This window comes from Shinella sp. HY16 (assembly GCF_028534175.1).
Classification (GTDB): domain Bacteria; phylum Pseudomonadota; class Alphaproteobacteria; order Rhizobiales; family Rhizobiaceae; genus Shinella.
Genome location: NZ_JAHYXL010000003.1, coordinates 428,299 through 444,512, shown reverse-complemented (window position 1 = coordinate 444,512; position 16,214 = coordinate 428,299). Strand labels below are relative to the sequence as shown.

Annotated in this window: 13 protein-coding genes; 7 read left to right on the top strand and 6 right to left on the bottom strand. The window is 63.8% G+C overall.

Annotated features, from left to right (window positions below; translation table 11 throughout):
• Positions 1-65: 65 nt before the first annotated feature.
• Positions 66-299 carry a hypothetical protein gene (locus tag K0P03_RS28440; protein ID WP_272791337.1) on the bottom strand — a complete coding sequence of 78 codons (234 nt, stop codon included), beginning with the start codon at positions 297-299 and terminating at the stop codon, positions 66-68.
• Here K0P03_RS28440 and K0P03_RS28435 point away from each other — a divergent pair.
• Positions 298-1,707, top strand: coding sequence for a GumC family protein (locus K0P03_RS28435; RefSeq protein ID WP_272791336.1), 1,410 nt, complete (start codon positions 298-300; stop codon positions 1,705-1,707). The two genes, K0P03_RS28440 and K0P03_RS28435, sit on opposite strands and share 2 nt — an antisense overlap.
• On the opposite strand, the gene K0P03_RS28430 is transcribed toward K0P03_RS28435, so the two are convergent.
• The 4 genes from K0P03_RS28430 to K0P03_RS28415 form a co-directional block, all read right to left on the bottom strand.
• Positions 1,691-3,376 carry an alpha/beta fold hydrolase gene (locus K0P03_RS28430; protein WP_272791335.1) on the bottom strand — a complete coding sequence of 562 codons (1,686 nt, stop codon included), beginning with the start codon at positions 3,374-3,376 and terminating at the stop codon, positions 1,691-1,693. The genes K0P03_RS28435 and K0P03_RS28430 overlap by 17 nt on opposite strands.
• 235 nt (positions 3,377-3,611) lie before the next feature.
• A complete protein-coding gene (locus K0P03_RS28425; protein WP_272791334.1) occupies positions 3,612-5,030 on the bottom strand; it encodes a phenylacetate--CoA ligase family protein in 1,419 nt (472 codons plus the stop codon).
• Positions 5,027-6,142, bottom strand: a complete 1,116-nt coding sequence (locus K0P03_RS28420) for a glycosyltransferase family 4 protein (RefSeq protein ID WP_050744950.1) — start codon at positions 6,140-6,142, stop codon at positions 5,027-5,029. Before K0P03_RS28420 ends, K0P03_RS28425 begins: the two co-directional genes overlap by 4 nt.
• A gap of 414 nt (positions 6,143-6,556) precedes the next feature.
• Positions 6,557-6,718: a hypothetical protein gene (locus K0P03_RS28415; RefSeq protein WP_023512481.1), complete on the bottom strand. Its 162-nt coding sequence runs from the start codon at positions 6,716-6,718 to the stop codon at positions 6,557-6,559.
• A gap of 450 nt (positions 6,719-7,168) precedes the next feature.
• Here K0P03_RS28415 and K0P03_RS28410 point away from each other — a divergent pair, with 450 nt between their 5' ends.
• The 5 genes from K0P03_RS28410 to K0P03_RS28390 all read left to right on the top strand — a co-directional run bounded on the left by K0P03_RS28410 (position 7,169) and on the right by K0P03_RS28390 (position 13,823).
• On the top strand, positions 7,169-8,410 hold the full coding sequence (locus tag K0P03_RS28410; RefSeq protein WP_272791333.1) for an AGE family epimerase/isomerase: 1,242 nt from the start codon (positions 7,169-7,171) through the stop codon (positions 8,408-8,410).
• Positions 8,411-8,544: 134 nt separating this feature from the next.
• The gene (locus K0P03_RS28405) at positions 8,545-8,952 is read left to right on the top strand and encodes a DUF3307 domain-containing protein (protein ID WP_023512483.1); all 408 of its coding nucleotides are present in this window, start codon (positions 8,545-8,547) and stop codon (positions 8,950-8,952) included.
• Between the two features lie 273 nt (positions 8,953-9,225).
• The gene (locus K0P03_RS28400; protein ID WP_023512484.1) at positions 9,226-10,494 is read left to right on the top strand and encodes a nucleotide sugar dehydrogenase; all 1,269 of its coding nucleotides are present in this window, start codon (positions 9,226-9,228) and stop codon (positions 10,492-10,494) included.
• An 11-nt stretch (positions 10,495-10,505) separates the two neighbouring features.
• Positions 10,506-11,756: a glycosyltransferase family 4 protein gene (locus K0P03_RS28395; RefSeq protein WP_050744948.1), complete on the top strand. Its 1,251-nt coding sequence runs from the start codon at positions 10,506-10,508 to the stop codon at positions 11,754-11,756.
• A gap of 117 nt (positions 11,757-11,873) precedes the next feature.
• On the top strand, positions 11,874-13,823 hold the full coding sequence (locus tag K0P03_RS28390) for a heparinase II/III family protein (RefSeq protein WP_272791332.1): 1,950 nt from the start codon (positions 11,874-11,876) through the stop codon (positions 13,821-13,823).
• A 98-nt stretch (positions 13,824-13,921) separates the two neighbouring features.
• On the opposite strand, the gene K0P03_RS28385 is transcribed toward K0P03_RS28390, so the two are convergent.
• Positions 13,922-14,836 (bottom strand): hypothetical protein, encoded by a 915-nt coding sequence (locus K0P03_RS28385; protein ID WP_272791331.1) that lies wholly within the window; start codon positions 14,834-14,836, stop codon positions 13,922-13,924.
• 275 nt (positions 14,837-15,111) lie between these two features.
• On the opposite strand from K0P03_RS28385, the gene K0P03_RS28380 reads away from it, so the two are divergent.
• Complete coding sequence (locus K0P03_RS28380) at positions 15,112-16,161, top strand: helix-turn-helix domain-containing protein (protein ID WP_130514575.1); 1,050 nt, start codon at positions 15,112-15,114, stop codon at positions 16,159-16,161.
• Positions 16,162-16,214: the final 53 nt, after the last annotated feature.

The following is a 16,214-nucleotide window of genomic DNA, read 5'->3' as shown; positions in this document are numbered from 1 at the left end:
GGACGCGCGCGAATCGATCCCCCCGCATGGCGCACGCCGACCGGCGCGCGAAGCAAGACAGGACTTTACGGAATGAGCAACATATCCGACAGGTACCCTTCCGGCGCCGTGAGGGGCCGCATGGGACGGTCATCCTCGCGCGGCAGCTCCCTGCTGAACCAGCTCGTCCCGTCCGACCGCGCGTCCGCATCCTCCCCGGCGTCCGCATCGACGTCCACGTCCACGTCCACGTCGTCCGCCGCGACGGCAAAGGCAGCGTCCACGGCCGCCTCGACATCGTCATCGGTTCCCCTCGCCATGCCCGGCCGCCATCCGTCGGCCGTCGAGCGGCGCGGCGCCTTCCTCGCGCTGGATGTCCAGCACCTCTACGACTGGATCCGGCAGGGCTGGCTCGTCATCGCCGGCCTTGCCCTGATCGGCGCGCTTGCCGGCGCCTCCGTCGTGTTCCTCGTCAAGCCGCGCTTCACCGCCACCTCCGAGGTGCTGGTCGATCCCGCCGGCCTCAAGGTGGTCAGCGAGGATCTCTATGCCAGTGCCGGCCAGCTCGACGGGCAGATGCTCGCGGCCGCCAGCAAGCTGCGCGTGCTGAGCTCGGGCAACGTGCTCTCCCAGGTCGTCAAGGATCTCGACCTCGTTCGGGACCGCGAGTTCGTGCCGGCCGACGCGACCGGCGACCCCACCGTGATCGCCGTCGCCAACCTGCGCAAGCGCGTGAAGGTGGAGAGCGACCAGCGTTCCTTCGTCGCCTCCCTTGCCGTGACCACCGAGGACGCGGCCAAGTCGATCGACATCTCCGCGACGATGATCGCCTCCTTCCGAAAGGAACTGGCAAAGGCCGAATCGGACGGCGCCAGCCGCTCGGTCACGGGCCTGGAGGACCGCCTCTCCGAACTCAAGGATGCCGTCAACAAGGCCGAGGAACAGGTCGAGACCTACAAGCGCGAGAAGGGGCTGCAGCCCAGCGTGGCCGGCGAACTGACCAGCCAGACCTCGCTGAACCAGCTCAACACCCAGGTCCTGGAGGCCCAGCGCCTGGTGATCGCCGAGGAGGCCGCCTACAAGGAGCTCGTCTCCGGCCGCGCCACCCTCGCCAGCGCCGACAATCCGGAGACCGCAACGCTTGCCGCCCTGCGCACGCAATATGCCCAGACCCAGCAGCAGCTCGGCGTGCAGTCGATCATCTATGGCGCCCGCCATCCCGTCATCGCCCGGCTGCAGTCGGCGGCAAAGGCCCTCGAAACCCAGATCGCGGCGGAAAGCGGCCGCCTGCGTGTCGCCGCAAAGGCACGGCTCGACCGCGCCCAGGCCGCCCTTGCCGCCCTGACATCCCGCTCCTCCAGCCAGAGCGCCACCGTCTTCACCGACAACGAGGCCCTCGTCCAGCTGCGCGAGCTCGAGCGCGACGCCCAGTCCAAGGCCGCCGTCTACGAGGCCTTCCTCGCCCGCGCCCAGCAGCTGAACGAGCGCGGCCAGCTCGACACCACGAACATCCGCGTCATCTCGACCGCCCTGCCGCCCCAGAACCGATCCTGGCCCCCAAGCCTCGCCGTCCTCCTCGTCATCGGCACAATAACCGGCTCCGCCATCGGCCTGACAATCGCAATCGCAAAGGGCATCTGGCGCGAAATCAAAAACGACAAAAATAATACAAATATCGCAGGGAATGCAGGTTTGGAGGGCACCCACGCCGCTACAGGAACTGCCTGACAAGCTCGGTAAGCTGCTGGCGGGCAGGAAGCGGCGTAAGCGTATGGTTCGCCGCAGGGATGAGCGCGATTGCCGTGCCGTTCATCTGCTTCAACCGCCGGCCGTCCGGCCCGAAATGCCGCGCAATCTCGTGAAGGCTGAGGTCGCCCTCGCAACTGACGACGAGCACGCGCGTTCCGCGCCGTGTCAGATCCCGCATCCAGCCTTCGACCGACCTGCCGGTCAGGGTCCTGGATATCAGGAGGGCGGACTTGAACAGCTCCATGGCGGAGCGCAGCGCACGCTTTGCGACTTTGAGCGCCATGGTCTTCGCGTCGCCCTTCCCCTCTGCCCGCTCGTCCCGATCGCCATCCACCGATTGCAGGCCGCGGGCATTGTCGCGAATGTTCGACAGCTCCATGTCCAGGGCGTAAGAACTGTTCCACGAAAAGCAGAGCGGATTGACCATCACGAGATTGGCGATACGCGGATCGTGCCGCGCGGCATGGAACGCCTGAAAGGCGCCTGCGCAGATGCCGATGGCACAAATGCGCCGGAAACCGTACCGATCGAGCCAATCGACGATGCGCATCACGTCGATGCGGGTGCGTTCATCGTAGAGCGGGATTCTCTTTTCCGTGGGAGCGCCGCTCTGGCCGAGCCCCGGCAGGTCGACACGCATCGAAGCGATCCCCTGGCGCGCCAGAGACCGGGCCATGTCGACCGCACCGCGCGCCGCGCCGATATGGGGTATTGCGCCGGCATTGAGAATGAGGACGACCTTCGCATCATTCGGAAGCGTCTCCGGCACGCAGAGGACGCCACAGATATCCGGCGCCGGGCCGAGAAATTGCGGAAGCTCCCGGTATCCATCCCCTTCCAGGACCGCTGGCTCCGAAACAAGCCGAACCTCTTCTCCGTCCGAGAGATTTCCGCGGCTGCCTGCCCATTCCACCACGACGGAAAGCGGCAATTCGGGCACGTCGTGAATGGGCCGGCTCATCATGCGCTCGAAACCATCGAACGGCTTGATCAGCGTCTTGCCTCCGCTTGCGACCACGCGCCCTGCCAGGTCCTCGTGCGCCGGGGCCGTCTGGGGCGACATCAGCAGCAGGTCCAGGCCCGGTCGAACGGCCAGATCCTCGCCCCAGGCAACACCACGCAGATCCGCGATCGTCTCTGCACTCGTCCGGAACCCGGACGCCTCGACACCGTCGAAGTCAGAGGCCGACGCATCCGCGCGCAAAGCCGCATCCACGATCCGCGAAAGGCCGACCAGTTCACGAACATAGCTCTTCCCCGATGCGGGAGGCGCAAGCAGTGCCATGCCGGCGACATCGCTTCTGCCGGCGACCGCGATGGGGGCGAGGAGTGCGCCAAGCCGAAAGCCGACGACCAGAACATCCGTCACCGATGTCTCGGATTTCAACCGGTCTATCGCGGTGTTGATGCTTCCGATCCAGGAGGCCAGACGCCCGGGCTGTGTGTGATCACCGGCCGCATCGCCGCAACCGGGATAGTCGAACTGCAGGACCGGGAATCCAGCAGCCGCCAGCTGTCCGGCGAGCAGCGTCAGAAAGCGCCGGCTGCAAAGGTCCTCAAAACCGAGCGCACCGGCGATCACGACGCCGCGTTTGCCTGCGGCAGGATGAAGCCAACCGATCGTCTGGTCGAAAACAATCGGTCTCACGCCGCAGCTCCAACCACGCGGGCATCCGGAGCAAAAACAGGGCTTGACGGCTCGCAGCCCATTTTTTGCCTGCTCGACAGGGAATGACGGGGGCTCGCATGCCTTATCGACGCGTGTCTATGCTGGTCTTCACCAAGCTTCAATTCTCATTCCCTTCGCCTTAAGCGTTGGTGCCGGGGCATCCGTCACCGTCGGAAAATGTATCCCCACGATGCCCGCTGCCGACTCGTCCCCTTCAATATTGCGTTATATCCAGCCGCTGGTCGATGAACGCCCGTTTGCCTCCTCTTCCCGCCACGATCTGAGAAACGGCCTCCTGCCGGAAAGCCAGGCTTCCCCTGCATTTTTCGGCCAGAAAAGCGGACAACCGCTCGACATCCGAGGCCGATCCATTCTGATCGAGGATATAGCGGATGACGACGTCGCCGGGCGTATCCTGATAGAACTGGTATTCGGCAATCCCCTTGAAGAAGGCGGGATCTTCCGGCGTCAGGTCCAGCGCCACCACCCTGTGACCGTCGAACGAAATCAGGAAGCCCGGCTTGCGGCGGGGCGCAAGGCCGCGGATCCGCAACCGCTCTCCATTGCCCGGCGTTGGCGCTTCGACAAGCGTGCCGAAATCTCCGGTGTCATAGCGGATGAACGGCATGCCGGTGGACAGGAAGCCGGTCCCGACGACACGCCCTTCGCGCCCCGGCTCCGTGACGGGAGTGCCGTTTTCGTCGACAAGTTCCGCAACGCCGTAGAGTGGATTGAACTCGTAAAGCCCATCGCTGCCCGGCACTTCGGCGGCAAACGCGACCTTTTCACTGAGGCCGTAGAAAACGCCAAACGCCACATCGCCAAGGACGCGACGGATCAGGCTGCGCTGGTGATCATAGAGCGGCTCGGAGATCGGCAATATGCCCTTGATCGCAAGCCGGGGCCACCGCTCGATCTGCTGCATGCGGCGGCACAGGAGTTCGATGGCGGACGGATATCCATAGAGGAAACGGATCTGCCGCCGGTCGATCTCGTCGAGATAGGCTGCTACGTCCTGCGCTGTCATCGGGAAGACTGCCAGCTTCAATTCCCGCAGGGCGGGATCCCACTCATGAATGCCGGAACCACCGTCCCCCAGGTGAAAGCCGCGCAAGCTCGCCCGCGCATCCCGCTCGGTAAACCCGACGCGCGACCAGGCGTCATAAACGAACGCCATCTCCCTCGGGCTTCTGTCCTTGTCGAGGAAGAAGGAAAGAGGAGCAGCGCGATTGGAGCCGCTGGTTTCGACGCTGTCGAGCTGCCACCGCGGTACGGCGAGCGCAGCTTCCCCGGCTGCCCGAAGCTGGTCCTTGTCGAGGATCGGCAACCGCCGCAGGTCCGCCAGCGTAAACGTCGACATATCGAACGCCGGCCCCAGGGCCTCGTCGAGACGGTCGCGATAGAACGCGCTGCCTTGGTGCGCCTTGGCAAGCAATGCGCGCAGCGCGGACAAATGCTGCTCATGTGCAAAATGCGGGTCGCTTGCGGCCCTTGCGATCCGCGCGCGTTCCCTAGCATAGGTTTTGCCGAATTTCATGCTGGTCGGCACGAGGGCGACGAGGGGCTTTGCGGCGTTGCGCACGAAGCGTGGGCTTCGGACGTACAGGCCGCGCAGAACATCCAGGGGTTTCATCGTTTCTCCATCCGACTTGTGGCCGCGGCCCGCCAGATGGCACATAGCGCATCGGCAAAGGGCGCCATGTCCAGCCGCGCCCGGTGCTGCTCTCTGCCTGCCTCCCCCATCCGCCGACGCAGGTCCGGTTCTGCGACCAGCCGCGCAAGCGCGTCCTTGAGCGCCGCGACGTCGCCGGGGGGAACGAGAAATCCGGTCTCGCCGTCGCTGACGATATCCTCGACGGCACCCACCGGCGTTGCGACGACCGCAAGGCCCGCCGCCATGCCCTCGATGATCGAGATCGGTTGATTTTCGACGAAGGAGGGAAGCGTCAGGATATCCGCCTCGGCAAGCAGCCGTGCAACATCGTCCGGCCCCTGCCAACCTGGAACGGCCACGCGTGCGGAAAGGCCGAGCTGGCCCAGCCGGTGGCGCAACGTCTCCACATCGCCGGAACCGGCAATGGTCGCGCGCCAGCCCGGCATGTCCGCCATCAGGCCGAGGGCTTCGCACAGTTCCGGCGTTCCCTTGTCCTTCTCGATCCTGCCGAGAAACAGAATGTGGACCGTATCACCGCCCCCGATATGCGGGAGGCTGGGAATTTCGGTGGCGTTCGGCACCACGATCACGCGCTCTTCCGCCTCGCGGACCTTGCCGAGGACGAAGTCCCGCCAGATTTTCCCGAGCACCACGACGCCGCTGGCCTGCCGGAACATCGTGCCGATCCTTCGGCTGAGCGACGCACTCGCCCCAGACCAGAAACTCGCATATCCGCCGCCGTGAAGATGGAGCACGTAGGGGATGCCGAGCATCTCCGCCCAGCGGGAAATGACAAGCTTGCGATAGGTACTGCCGTGGCTGGCGAGGTTGATGTGCACGACATCGACTTTGCCACGAAAGCGGGCAGCGAGCATTCTCGCGCAGAAATTCAGGGCATGCAAAGCAGAGAAGGCGACATGGCCGCTGCCCCGGCTGGCAAGAAAGCGCACCCGCACATCGCTCCGGGTGTGCTGCTCGAGTTCACGCTTCAGCGAAGCCATAACCCTGTCGATGCCGCCCTGCCCCGTAGTCCCAGCCGGTGTCGCCACCAGGACATGGATGACGCGGCCATCATGGGCGCGCTGAAGCATGTCTTTCTCCCCATTTCATACGTCCGGACGAAGTCATGGTTGCTGTTAACATTTCGCCACTAGGATTTCGTTAAAGCGCACGTAGAGCGCGACTCCACAATCGGCCTGCTCAATGAAGCTCGGCCGTCATTGGTCCTCTATCGGATACGCCAACGGGCTTCAGGCGGTGAGAACTGTCAGGATGGAAGAAGGTGCGGGGGATCGACCATGCGCGTCAAAACCAGCTTCGATCGGTGCGTGCAGCGAAGATCCGGCGTCGGCCATATCGCATCCAAAATGCCGGGAGGGGCTGCCGCCCTCACAGGCCGAATGGTTCGACGGCCTCATCCCATGCGAAGAGGACCGGATACGTAGAAAACAGGGAGCGGGGCCACCCCCAAGTTCTCCCCTGCTTTGCGACAGGAAAATCGGAAATCAGCCGACGAGGCCGAAAACCACTGCGCCGACGAACAGGAAAGCACCGGCCACGGCGATGTTGTTGACAAGAAACTGCCGCTCGGCGCGGCGCGTCCTGCGGTCGCTCACGGCGGTGAGGGCTCCATAGGTGGAACGGCCGCCGAGTTTCGCATTTCTCATTCGCCAACATCCCTTGCTTGCGGAGGCCGGATTCCCGGTCTTCTCCAAGGCGAGCACGAATGCCCGCCCGCTCTCTGGGAGTAATTTATATATTATCCCTATAAGATTGGTAGGGTATTTTTTCTCAATTTCGCCACACTGATAAATTCGCCGTTCATAATTCCCCACGGGGCCGGCCAATCGGCGGTCCTTTCGCGCATTTCGGCTCATGTCGCCGCCGACGGATCACATCGAGCGGCACGTTGCCGGGCGAGTGAAGCACGGGCAGAGCGGGTTGCGACCCGGTCCGTTCTGGGCCATAACTCCCCTCCCACCTGTCCGGAGGCCAACCGTCATTGCGAGCGTTGCGGGCCGTGCGTGAACGCCACGCCACGGTCGTTTTCCCCCGCGCTCCCGACGGCACCGACACGGTAAACAACAATGCGGACCGATAAAAAAGGAGAACGCATCATGGGTGCAACGGGACATCTCGGCACGGCTTGGAGCAAGCGCGAGTATCATCGCCAATGGCTTTGGCGCGAAGCGAACCGTCTCTTCGATTTCTTCCAGAACAGGGCTTTCAACCCGCTCGGCGGGTTTCATGAACTTGATGCCGAGGGCCGCCCGCTCAACCCCGGCAATCCCGTGCGCGGCATTCACTCCACGGCCCGCATGGTACATTGCTTTTCCATCGGCAGCCTGCTCGGCCGCCCCGGCTCCGATGCCATTGTCGACCACGGCATGAAATACCTTTGGGAAAAGCACCGCGACCACGAGCGCGGCGGTTACCACTGGTCGCTCGACAATGCCGGCCTGCTCGATGCCAGCAAGCAGGGGTATGGCCACGCCTTCGTGCTGCTTGCCGCTTCCAGCGCCAAGGTTGCCGGACACCCGGACGCCGACCGCATGATCGCCGACGTGACCGACGTTCTGGAAAAGCGCTTCTGGGAAGACAAGCACGGCGCGATCACCGAAGAGTACGAGGCGGACTGGACCACGATCCCCGGCTATCGTGGCCAGAATTCCAACATGCACCTGACGGAAGCCCTGATGGCCGCCTTCGAGGCGACCGGCGAGACGGGCTATCTGGACAAGGCAGAGCGCATCGCCGATTTGATCATCCGCCGCCTTGCGGGCGAAAACGGCTTCCGCGTGGCCGAGCACTTCGACGAGAACTGGGTGCTGGACAAGGACTATCGTGGCAACGAGATGTTCCGCCCCTCCGGCACCACGCCCGGTCACTGGCTGGAATGGGCGCGCCTCATCCTGCAACTCTACGTGCTCGGCGGCAAGAAACACGCCTGGATGCCCGAAGCGGCCCAAGCGCTCTTCGCCCAGTCGATCGCACTCGGCTGGGACAAGGAAAAGGGCGGCTTTTTCTACACGCTCGACTGGAACGACGAACCGGCCAAGCGCAACAAGCTCTGGTGGCCGATGGCCGAAGGCGCCGGCGCGGCGGCGTTCCTTGCAGAGCATATGCCGAGCGATTTCCACGAGACCTGGTATCGCACGATCTGGGACACCATCGCGCGACACTTCCTTGATCAGGAGCGCGGCGGCTGGCATGAAGAACTGACGGAAGATCTCGTGCCGAGCTACACCCTGTTCGCCGGCAAGGGAGACATCTATCATGCGCTCCAGGCCTGCCTGATCCCGCTCTACCCGGCGACAGGCAGCCTGACGAAGGGTATCATCGAGGCAGGTGGCCGCTAGGTCATCCCGGCGACGGCTTGCAGCGGCCTGCACCGGCAGATGCGGGGCAGGCCGCGACAGTCTTTCGCCCTTCGAAGAGCCGCGAAAACAAATCTAGGGCCTGCCGGCTGCAAGGGCCGGCAGACAGGAGCGGAATGATCGACATACCGGACCAGATCTCCACCGCATGGATCGCCATTGCCCTGGTGGCGTTTCTCGCAAAGCACCTGCTGGGCGATTTCATCTTCCAGACGAAATGGATGGTGATGGGCAAGGAGCGTTGCAAGGACTGGGTGCTTCCGCTCGCCATCCATGCCGGCGTACATGGCACCATCACCGCCCTGCTCTTTCTCGTCGTTTCACCGGCGCTCGCCTGGCTCGGCCTTGTCGATGCCCTCGTCCATGGCACGATCGACCGCCTGAAGAGCCACGCCGCCCGGCGCGCGAAGCTCACGCCGCAGCAGACCGGTTTCTGGTGGCTTTTCGGCATGGACCAGACACTGCACCACCTGACGCATATCGTCCTGGCGATCCTTCTCGCCGCCGCAGCGTCCACCAGCTAGGCTTTCAGAAACCGCACGATCAGCTCGCCCTGCCGTATCCAACGCGAGCGGGCGAAACGATGCATTGTGCCGATTTGGGCAGGCGCAGAAAAAAGCGCCAGTAAAAGCAATTTGTGAGAGCAACTCAAACCAATACGAAACGAATGGCTGCTACAGGTGGCTGCGATAACGGCGGCGTGCGTACGCAGGAAATAGTTAGGATGTTGCCGTAGGGTAAGTTGCAACGCCGGAAACGGCGCCGGTTTTTCTAGACTACGAATTGGGGACTGTTGAATGAAAGTCGCGATTTTCGGCCTCGGCTATGTGGGTTTCACTGCCATGTGCTGCATTGCAAAAGAGGGCCATGAGGTCATCGGCTTCGATATCAGCGAAAAGAAGGTCAACCAGATCAACCGCGGCGTCTCGCCGATCACGGAACCGGGCGTCGACGAACTTTTGACGGAGGGCTTGAAGGCCGGCCGTATCTCCGCGCACACGGAGATCAAGCACCATCTCGAGGACTGCGACATCGCCATCGTCTGCGTCGGCACGCCGAGCGCACCCGACGGCGCGCACAACATGACCTATATCGCCGAGGTGACCCGCCAGATCGCGGCCGCAATCGGAAAGAACCGGACCTCGCCGCTGACCGTCGTCTATCGCTCGACCATACGTCCGGGCACCGTCGAAGGCCTGATCGCGCCGATCCTTGCCTCGGAACTCGGCAGCGCCTTCGAGCGCAGTGTCGAACTCGTCTACAATCCGGAATTCCTGCGTGAATCCTCCGCCGTACAGGACTATTTCGACCCGCCGAAGATCGTCATCGGCACCGTCGACGGCAAGCCGAGCGCCCGCATGGATCTCCTGAACAAGAACCTGAAGGCGCCGACCTTCTATGTTCACCTGGGCGAATCCGAAATCACCAAATTCGTCGACAATACGTGGCATGCCCTGAAAGTGGCCTATGCCAACGAGGTCGGCCGCATCTGCATGCAGCTGGGGCTCAGCGCCAAGAAGGTACACGAGATTTTCGTCTCCGACACCAAGCTCAACATCTCCCCCTACTACATGCGCCCGGGCGGCGCCTTCGGCGGCTCGTGCCTGCCCAAGGACGTGCGTGCCATGCAGTTCATCGCTGCCGATTGCGGCGCGCATACACACCTGGTCGATTCCCTGCTGCGCTCGAACGAAGCGCACAAATACCGCCTTTTCGAGCATTCGACCCGTGGCCTCAAGCCGGGTGCCGCCATCCTCCTTGTCGGCCTCGCCTTCAAGGCGCACACCGACGACCTGCGTGAGAGCCCGAACATCGATCTCGCCCGCGGTCTTCTGCGCGAAGGCTACAAACTCTCCGTCTTCGATCCGGCGATCGATGCGAACAAGCTCGTCGGCGCCAACCTCGGCTACGCCTATACCCAGATCCCGACACTCGCACAGCTGCTTGTGTCGAAGGAGGTCGCGGAAGGCACGGCCTATGACCGCGTCATCATTGCCAACGACACCTATCGCAAGCTCGACATCGGCAAATATGACGACATCATCAATCTGAACGCGCTTTCGTGAGGCCCGCCGCGATGGACACAACTCTCTCAGCGAGCGAAACGGCCAGCATCTCGGGCAATACCGAGATCGCCGGCGCCCTGAAGGGTCGCAAGATCCTCATCATCGTCGAGAACCTGCCCGTCCCCTTCGACCGGCGTGTCTGGCAGGAGGCGCGCACCCTCCATGCCGCGGGTGCGCAGGTGGCGATCATCTGCCCGACGGGCAAGGGCTATACAGCGCGCTACGAGCAGCTCGACGGCATCCACATCTACCGTCATCCCCTGCCGCTCGATGCCGGCGGAGCGCTCGGTTATCTGCTGGAATATGGCGCAGCGCTTACCTGGGAGACGTTGCTGTCGTGGAAGATCCTGTTCCGTCACGGCTTCGACACGCTGCACGGCTGCAACCCGCCGGACCTCATCTTTCTCATCGCCTGGCAGTTCAAGCTGCTGGGCAAGCGCTACATCTTCGATCATCACGACATCAACCCGGAACTCTATGAAGCCAAGTTCAACAAGCGTGGTTTCTTCTGGCGTCTGATGTGCGCTTTCGAATGGCTGACCTTCAAGACGGCCGATACCGTGATCTCCACGAACGAAAGCTACAAGAAGATCGCGCTGGAGCGCGGCGGAAAGAAGCCCGAGGACATCTTCGTCGTCCGCAGCGGGCCGGATCTCAGCCGCGTGAAGGCCGTCGCCCCCAACCTGGACCTGAAGAATGGCCGCGATTTCCTCATCGGTTATGTGGGCGTCATGGGTGATCAGGAGGGCATCGACCTCCTGCTCGAGGCTGCCCGCCACCTGGTTTTCGAACGCGGCCGACAGGACATCCAGTTCACGCTCGTCGGCGGCGGCCCCAGCCTCGCGGCCCTGCAGGCGCTCTCGGAAAAAATGGGGCTGAAGGACTACGTCACCTTTACTGGGCGGGCGCCCGACCAGACCCTCTTCGAAGTGCTGTCGACCGCGGATGTCTGCGTCAATCCTGATCGGGTAAACCCGATGAACGACAAGTCGACGATGAACAAGATCCTCGAATACATGGCCGTCGGCAAGCCGATCGTCCAGTTCGACGTCACGGAAGGCCGCTTCAGCGCCCGTGAAGCCTCGCTCTATGCCAAGCCCAACGACCCGATCGATTTCGCCGACAAGCTCGCCGAACTTCTGGCCGATCCTGCGCTTCGCGCGGAGATGGGTGCCTTCGGCCGCCACCGTGTCGAAACGCAGATGGCCTGGAGCTACGAGATCCCGAAGCTGATCGCAGCCTACAAGAATGTGCGGCCATAGCGGCCGTACCGCACCGACGACGGGGCTCCCGATAGCCTCGTCGGAGACGGGCCTGCCTCCTGCACTCTCATTCCTCTTTGAACCGGCTTCGGCCACCGGCACCTGCGGGAGCTAGCGATGTCCCTCACCTGGTACATGAATCGGCTGCGCGCCATGGGGCCCGCCGAAATCGCCCATCGCTTTGTCGAGAAGGGCAAGAAGTTGGCCGCGCGCGGCCGTATCGAGGGCTGGGAGCGTTATCGCACCCCCGGTCCTTCACCGGTGTTGCCGGGACTGGCGGCCAATGTCGCTGCCGCATCCGACGACATGAAGGCGGAGATACTGGCTGCAAGCAGCACCGTGCTTTCCGGGCACTACAGCGCACTCGGAGCCGACTGGCCGCTGCGCGACCCGCAAAACCCGTTTCCGGCGGAGGCCTGGCGGCTCGACCCCGTCACCGGTGGCCTCTGGCCAGGGAGCGAGGCCTATTGCTTCGACATTCCCTATCGCCACGAGCGCACGCTGGGCGACATCAAATATGTCTGGGAATACAACAGGCTGCAGTTTCTGCAGCCGTTGGCTGCCGACGCGGCACTGACCGGCAATCCTGCAGCGATCGCGACCATCGAGGCGGCGCTTGAAAGCTGGTATGCGGCCAATCCGCCATTTCGCGGTCTGTGCTGGAACAGCGGCATCGAGCTCGGGCTTCGCGCCATCAGCCTGCTCGTCGTCACCAGCCTCTGCGGCGACCGGCTCTCGACCGGAACGGTCGAAAAGATCCGGACCATCCTCCACGCGCATCAGGTCTGGATGGCTCGCTATCCGTCACGTTTCTCCTCGGCCAACAATCACCTCATCGCCGAGGTGGCCGGCGAGTTCCTGATCTCGCTCGCCATGCCGGACCTTCCCCTGTCAGCCGGGCTCGAAGCCAAGGGGCGGAAGATCCTTGCGCAAGAGGCGAACAAGCAGATCCTCGCCGACGGCGTGGGGGCCGAACAGTCGCCGACCTACGGCGCCTTCACCGCCGAGTTCCTGCTTCTCTGCTGCTCTGCCGCGCGCACGGCGGGCCGTCCCCTCCCGGCCGGGGTCGACGCACGGCTTCACGTCTTTTCGACCTTCATCGCCTGGCTTTCCGATGCCGAGGGCAAGGTTCCCGGCATCTGCGACGATGACGAGGGACGCGTCCTCACTTTGTCCCGGCATGAAGCGGCCTATGCGGCCTCGGTCTCCGCCGCCATTTCCGGTTATCTCGGCACGCCGTCCGCGGGGCCGCGGCCGAAGGAAAACGAACTGCGCGACGCCCTGCTGCGGTCGCCCGCCACCGGTACGCCGCCACCCTCCGGCCTGATGACCTTTGCGGACGGCGGCTACACGATCGTCAGAAAGCGGCAAAACGACCGCGACGTGCATATCGTCATGGATCATGCGCCCCTCGGCTATCTCTCCATCGCGGCCCATGGCCATGCGGATGCACTTTCCGTGATCGCCACCATTGACGGCATCCCCCTGTTCGTCGATGCCGGCACCTATCTCTATCACTCCGGCGGCCCCTGGCGCGAGTGGTTCCGCAGCACGCGCGCCCACAACACGCTGACGCTTGGCGATACCGACCAGAGCATCATGTCGGGCGCGTTCAACTGGTCGCACAAGGCCTCAAGCCGGCTCGACAGCGTAGCGGACGGGAAAGACTGGCGCATCGTCGCCTCCCATGACGGATACGAGAAGCGCTTCGGGTGCATCCACCGCAGAACGGTGTCTTCCGATCCTTCCGGCTTTTCGATCCACGACACGCTGGTCGGCAACCCCGATCAGTCGGCGGAGGTCGTTTTCCAGCTGGCACCCGACTGCCGCGCAGAGATCGAGGCCGGCGCGATCCGCATCTTTCATAAGGCGCAGCGACTCGCGACACTGTCCTTTTCGCAGGCCGGGCAGGTGGAATGCGCCAGCGGGGGTGCTCCCGGCGATGGCGGCTGGTACTCGCCCCATTTCGGAATCAAGGTGCCTGCCCCAAGAATCGCCTGGAAAGGAAAGCTCCCGCCGGAAGGCCTTGTGACGAAGGTCGATCTCGTTGTGGACGGCCGCGGGTGATGCACACGGAGAGGGAGCCGCAAGCGGCTGCCAACCGGCATAGGTGAGCGAAGCGGAAAACCGCGGACGCGTACGGATGGCCGTTCCGATTGTCTGCGTTACGGCGAGGTGGTGTCCTGGCTGTCGCTTTTCCCGGTCCGCCCCTGCACCGCCTCGCGCAGCAGAAGATCCGTAAGGGCGAACTTGTCCGCGAACCAGCGATCTGCCGCATGCCACATGGCCGGCGTCAGGCGGATGTCGTGGCCGCCGCGCGCGGTGGTGGTCAGGAGGCCGGCGTCACACGCCGCCTCGACGATCCGGCGGACATGGGTGCGCGATACGCCCGTCTGCGTGGCGAGCCTCTGGTAGCCGGAGGTAACGAGGCCGTCGCCGCCGTCGCGCCCGTCCCGCAGCAGAAGCAGCAGGATCATGTAGCCGCAATCATGGGCAAAGAAGGGGGCAAGCGGCAGGTGGCGGCGGATGATCCGGCTGAGGCCCGGCAGATGCGGCAGGGTCGCCCGGCGCATGGCGCGGTGCAGTTCCGGCGAAAGCGGCCCGTTGCGCCCCACCGTCGGCGAGAGCCCGAGATCCGACAGGCCGGAGACAAGCAGCCCGAGAATGCCGGCATCGCGGGCGAGCAGCGCCGCGCTCGGCACAAGCAGGCGCACGCGTCGGTCCGATGCGTGGGGCTGCTGCGCGAGAAAACCGTATTTGCGCAGACAGGAAACCTGGGCCTCGACCCGGTTGCGGCTCGCCACACCAAGCTCCGTGACCTCACGCTGGAGCCGCCCGAGCGTCAGCCAGGTGGACGATTGCGTCATGTCCTGTCCTGCATGCAGAGAGAGCGCGGCGAGGTAACAAAGAAAGCGCCCCTCTTCCAGGATGAGCCGGTTGAAGAGATGATTGCCCTCATAGAGCGCGAGCTTGCCGGCAACGAGCCGGTCCCGTGCGGCCGCAAAACCGGGCGCATTCAAGAATTCGAACGGCGGCACCTGGAAAACCAGCGCACTGTCGGCAAAGGAAACCTGATCCATACCTATACCCCAATCCGGAGCGATGCGCCCTTTTGTTCTGATTGTCGCGACATCGCGGGCCCGAAATGGACCCTTTATTTTCCATGGGGTTGCAGCCCGGTGAAACTGTCAATTGTATTACTAAGCCCAATCGGCATTATGAGACGGGGGGCCAAAAGAATGAGACACCGTGCCAAGCCGGCGAAACCGGTACGACGGCGAATTTCCGGGAACCTTCGCCCGTCCCTGCCTCTTGATAGGCAAGACCACCCATCATCGAACCGTCGTGAGAGACAATGAGTCCCGCCGCAAAGCTGCCTTCCAACTCCGTCCTTGCCGAAGCCGGCGCGGATTGCCGCCGGGAAAGCCAGCTCTTTGCCGAAACGCTCGATCCCATCTTCCGCACGACCATGGCGACGCCGGAGCAGCTTGGTGATTTCCGCGCCAGCCTTGCCACCTATTTCATGGGGCCTGCCCTGTTCTTCGCGGCCGAAATGCTCGGCACGACCTATCGTTTCTCGCGCGATCCCAGCCGCATCGCCCGCAGCGGCCTCGACCTCATCTTCGTACAGGTGACGCTCGACGGCAGCGACCTGCGCACGGTCAATGGCGAAACGATGCTGGTGGAGGCGGGCGACATATCGCTTTTCGACCTGTCGCGCCCCATGCAGTCCGAGACCCAGCACTGCCGCAACCTCACCCTCGTGCTGCCGCGTCATCTACTTTTCGGCAAGGAGGGACAGAACGAGGCCCTGCACGGCCTCCTCCTGAAGCGTTCGACCAGCACCGCACGGTTGATCGGCAGCCACCTGCGCGCCCTGTTCGCCGACCTCACGGATATCACGCCGACCGAGGCGCCAGCCATCGTCACCGCCACGGCCAATCTCGTCACCACTCTCGTCGGGCCACAGGTTGCTGAGCGAAGCCTGCCCTCCCCAACGGTGCGTGGCGCCGTCATCATGGAAATCCGGCGGTATATCGAGCACCACCTCGCCCTGCCGGATCTCGGGCCGGAACATCTGTGCAAGATGTTCGGCCTGTCGCGCGCATCGCTCTACCGGTTGTTCGAGCCGATCGGCGGCGTTACCGATCATATCCGCACCCGCCGCCTGCGCGCGGCCTTCGACATGCTGGCGGACGAACGCAAGCGCACGGTCGGCGAGATCGCCTATGCCTGCGGCTTTTCTGACATGTCCGCCTTTTCGCGCGCCTTCCGCCACCAGTTCGGCATGAGCCCCAGCGAGGTGCGCGAGATGGGCGATCGCGGGCCGCTCGCCCTCGGTTCCGCCGAAAAGCAGGCTACCGCCTCGGTACATGACTGGCTGCGCATCGTCAGCGCCCTCTGACCGGTTCGTTGAAGATGCGCAGCGGTCCGGCACCCCAAATACGTGGAACCTTC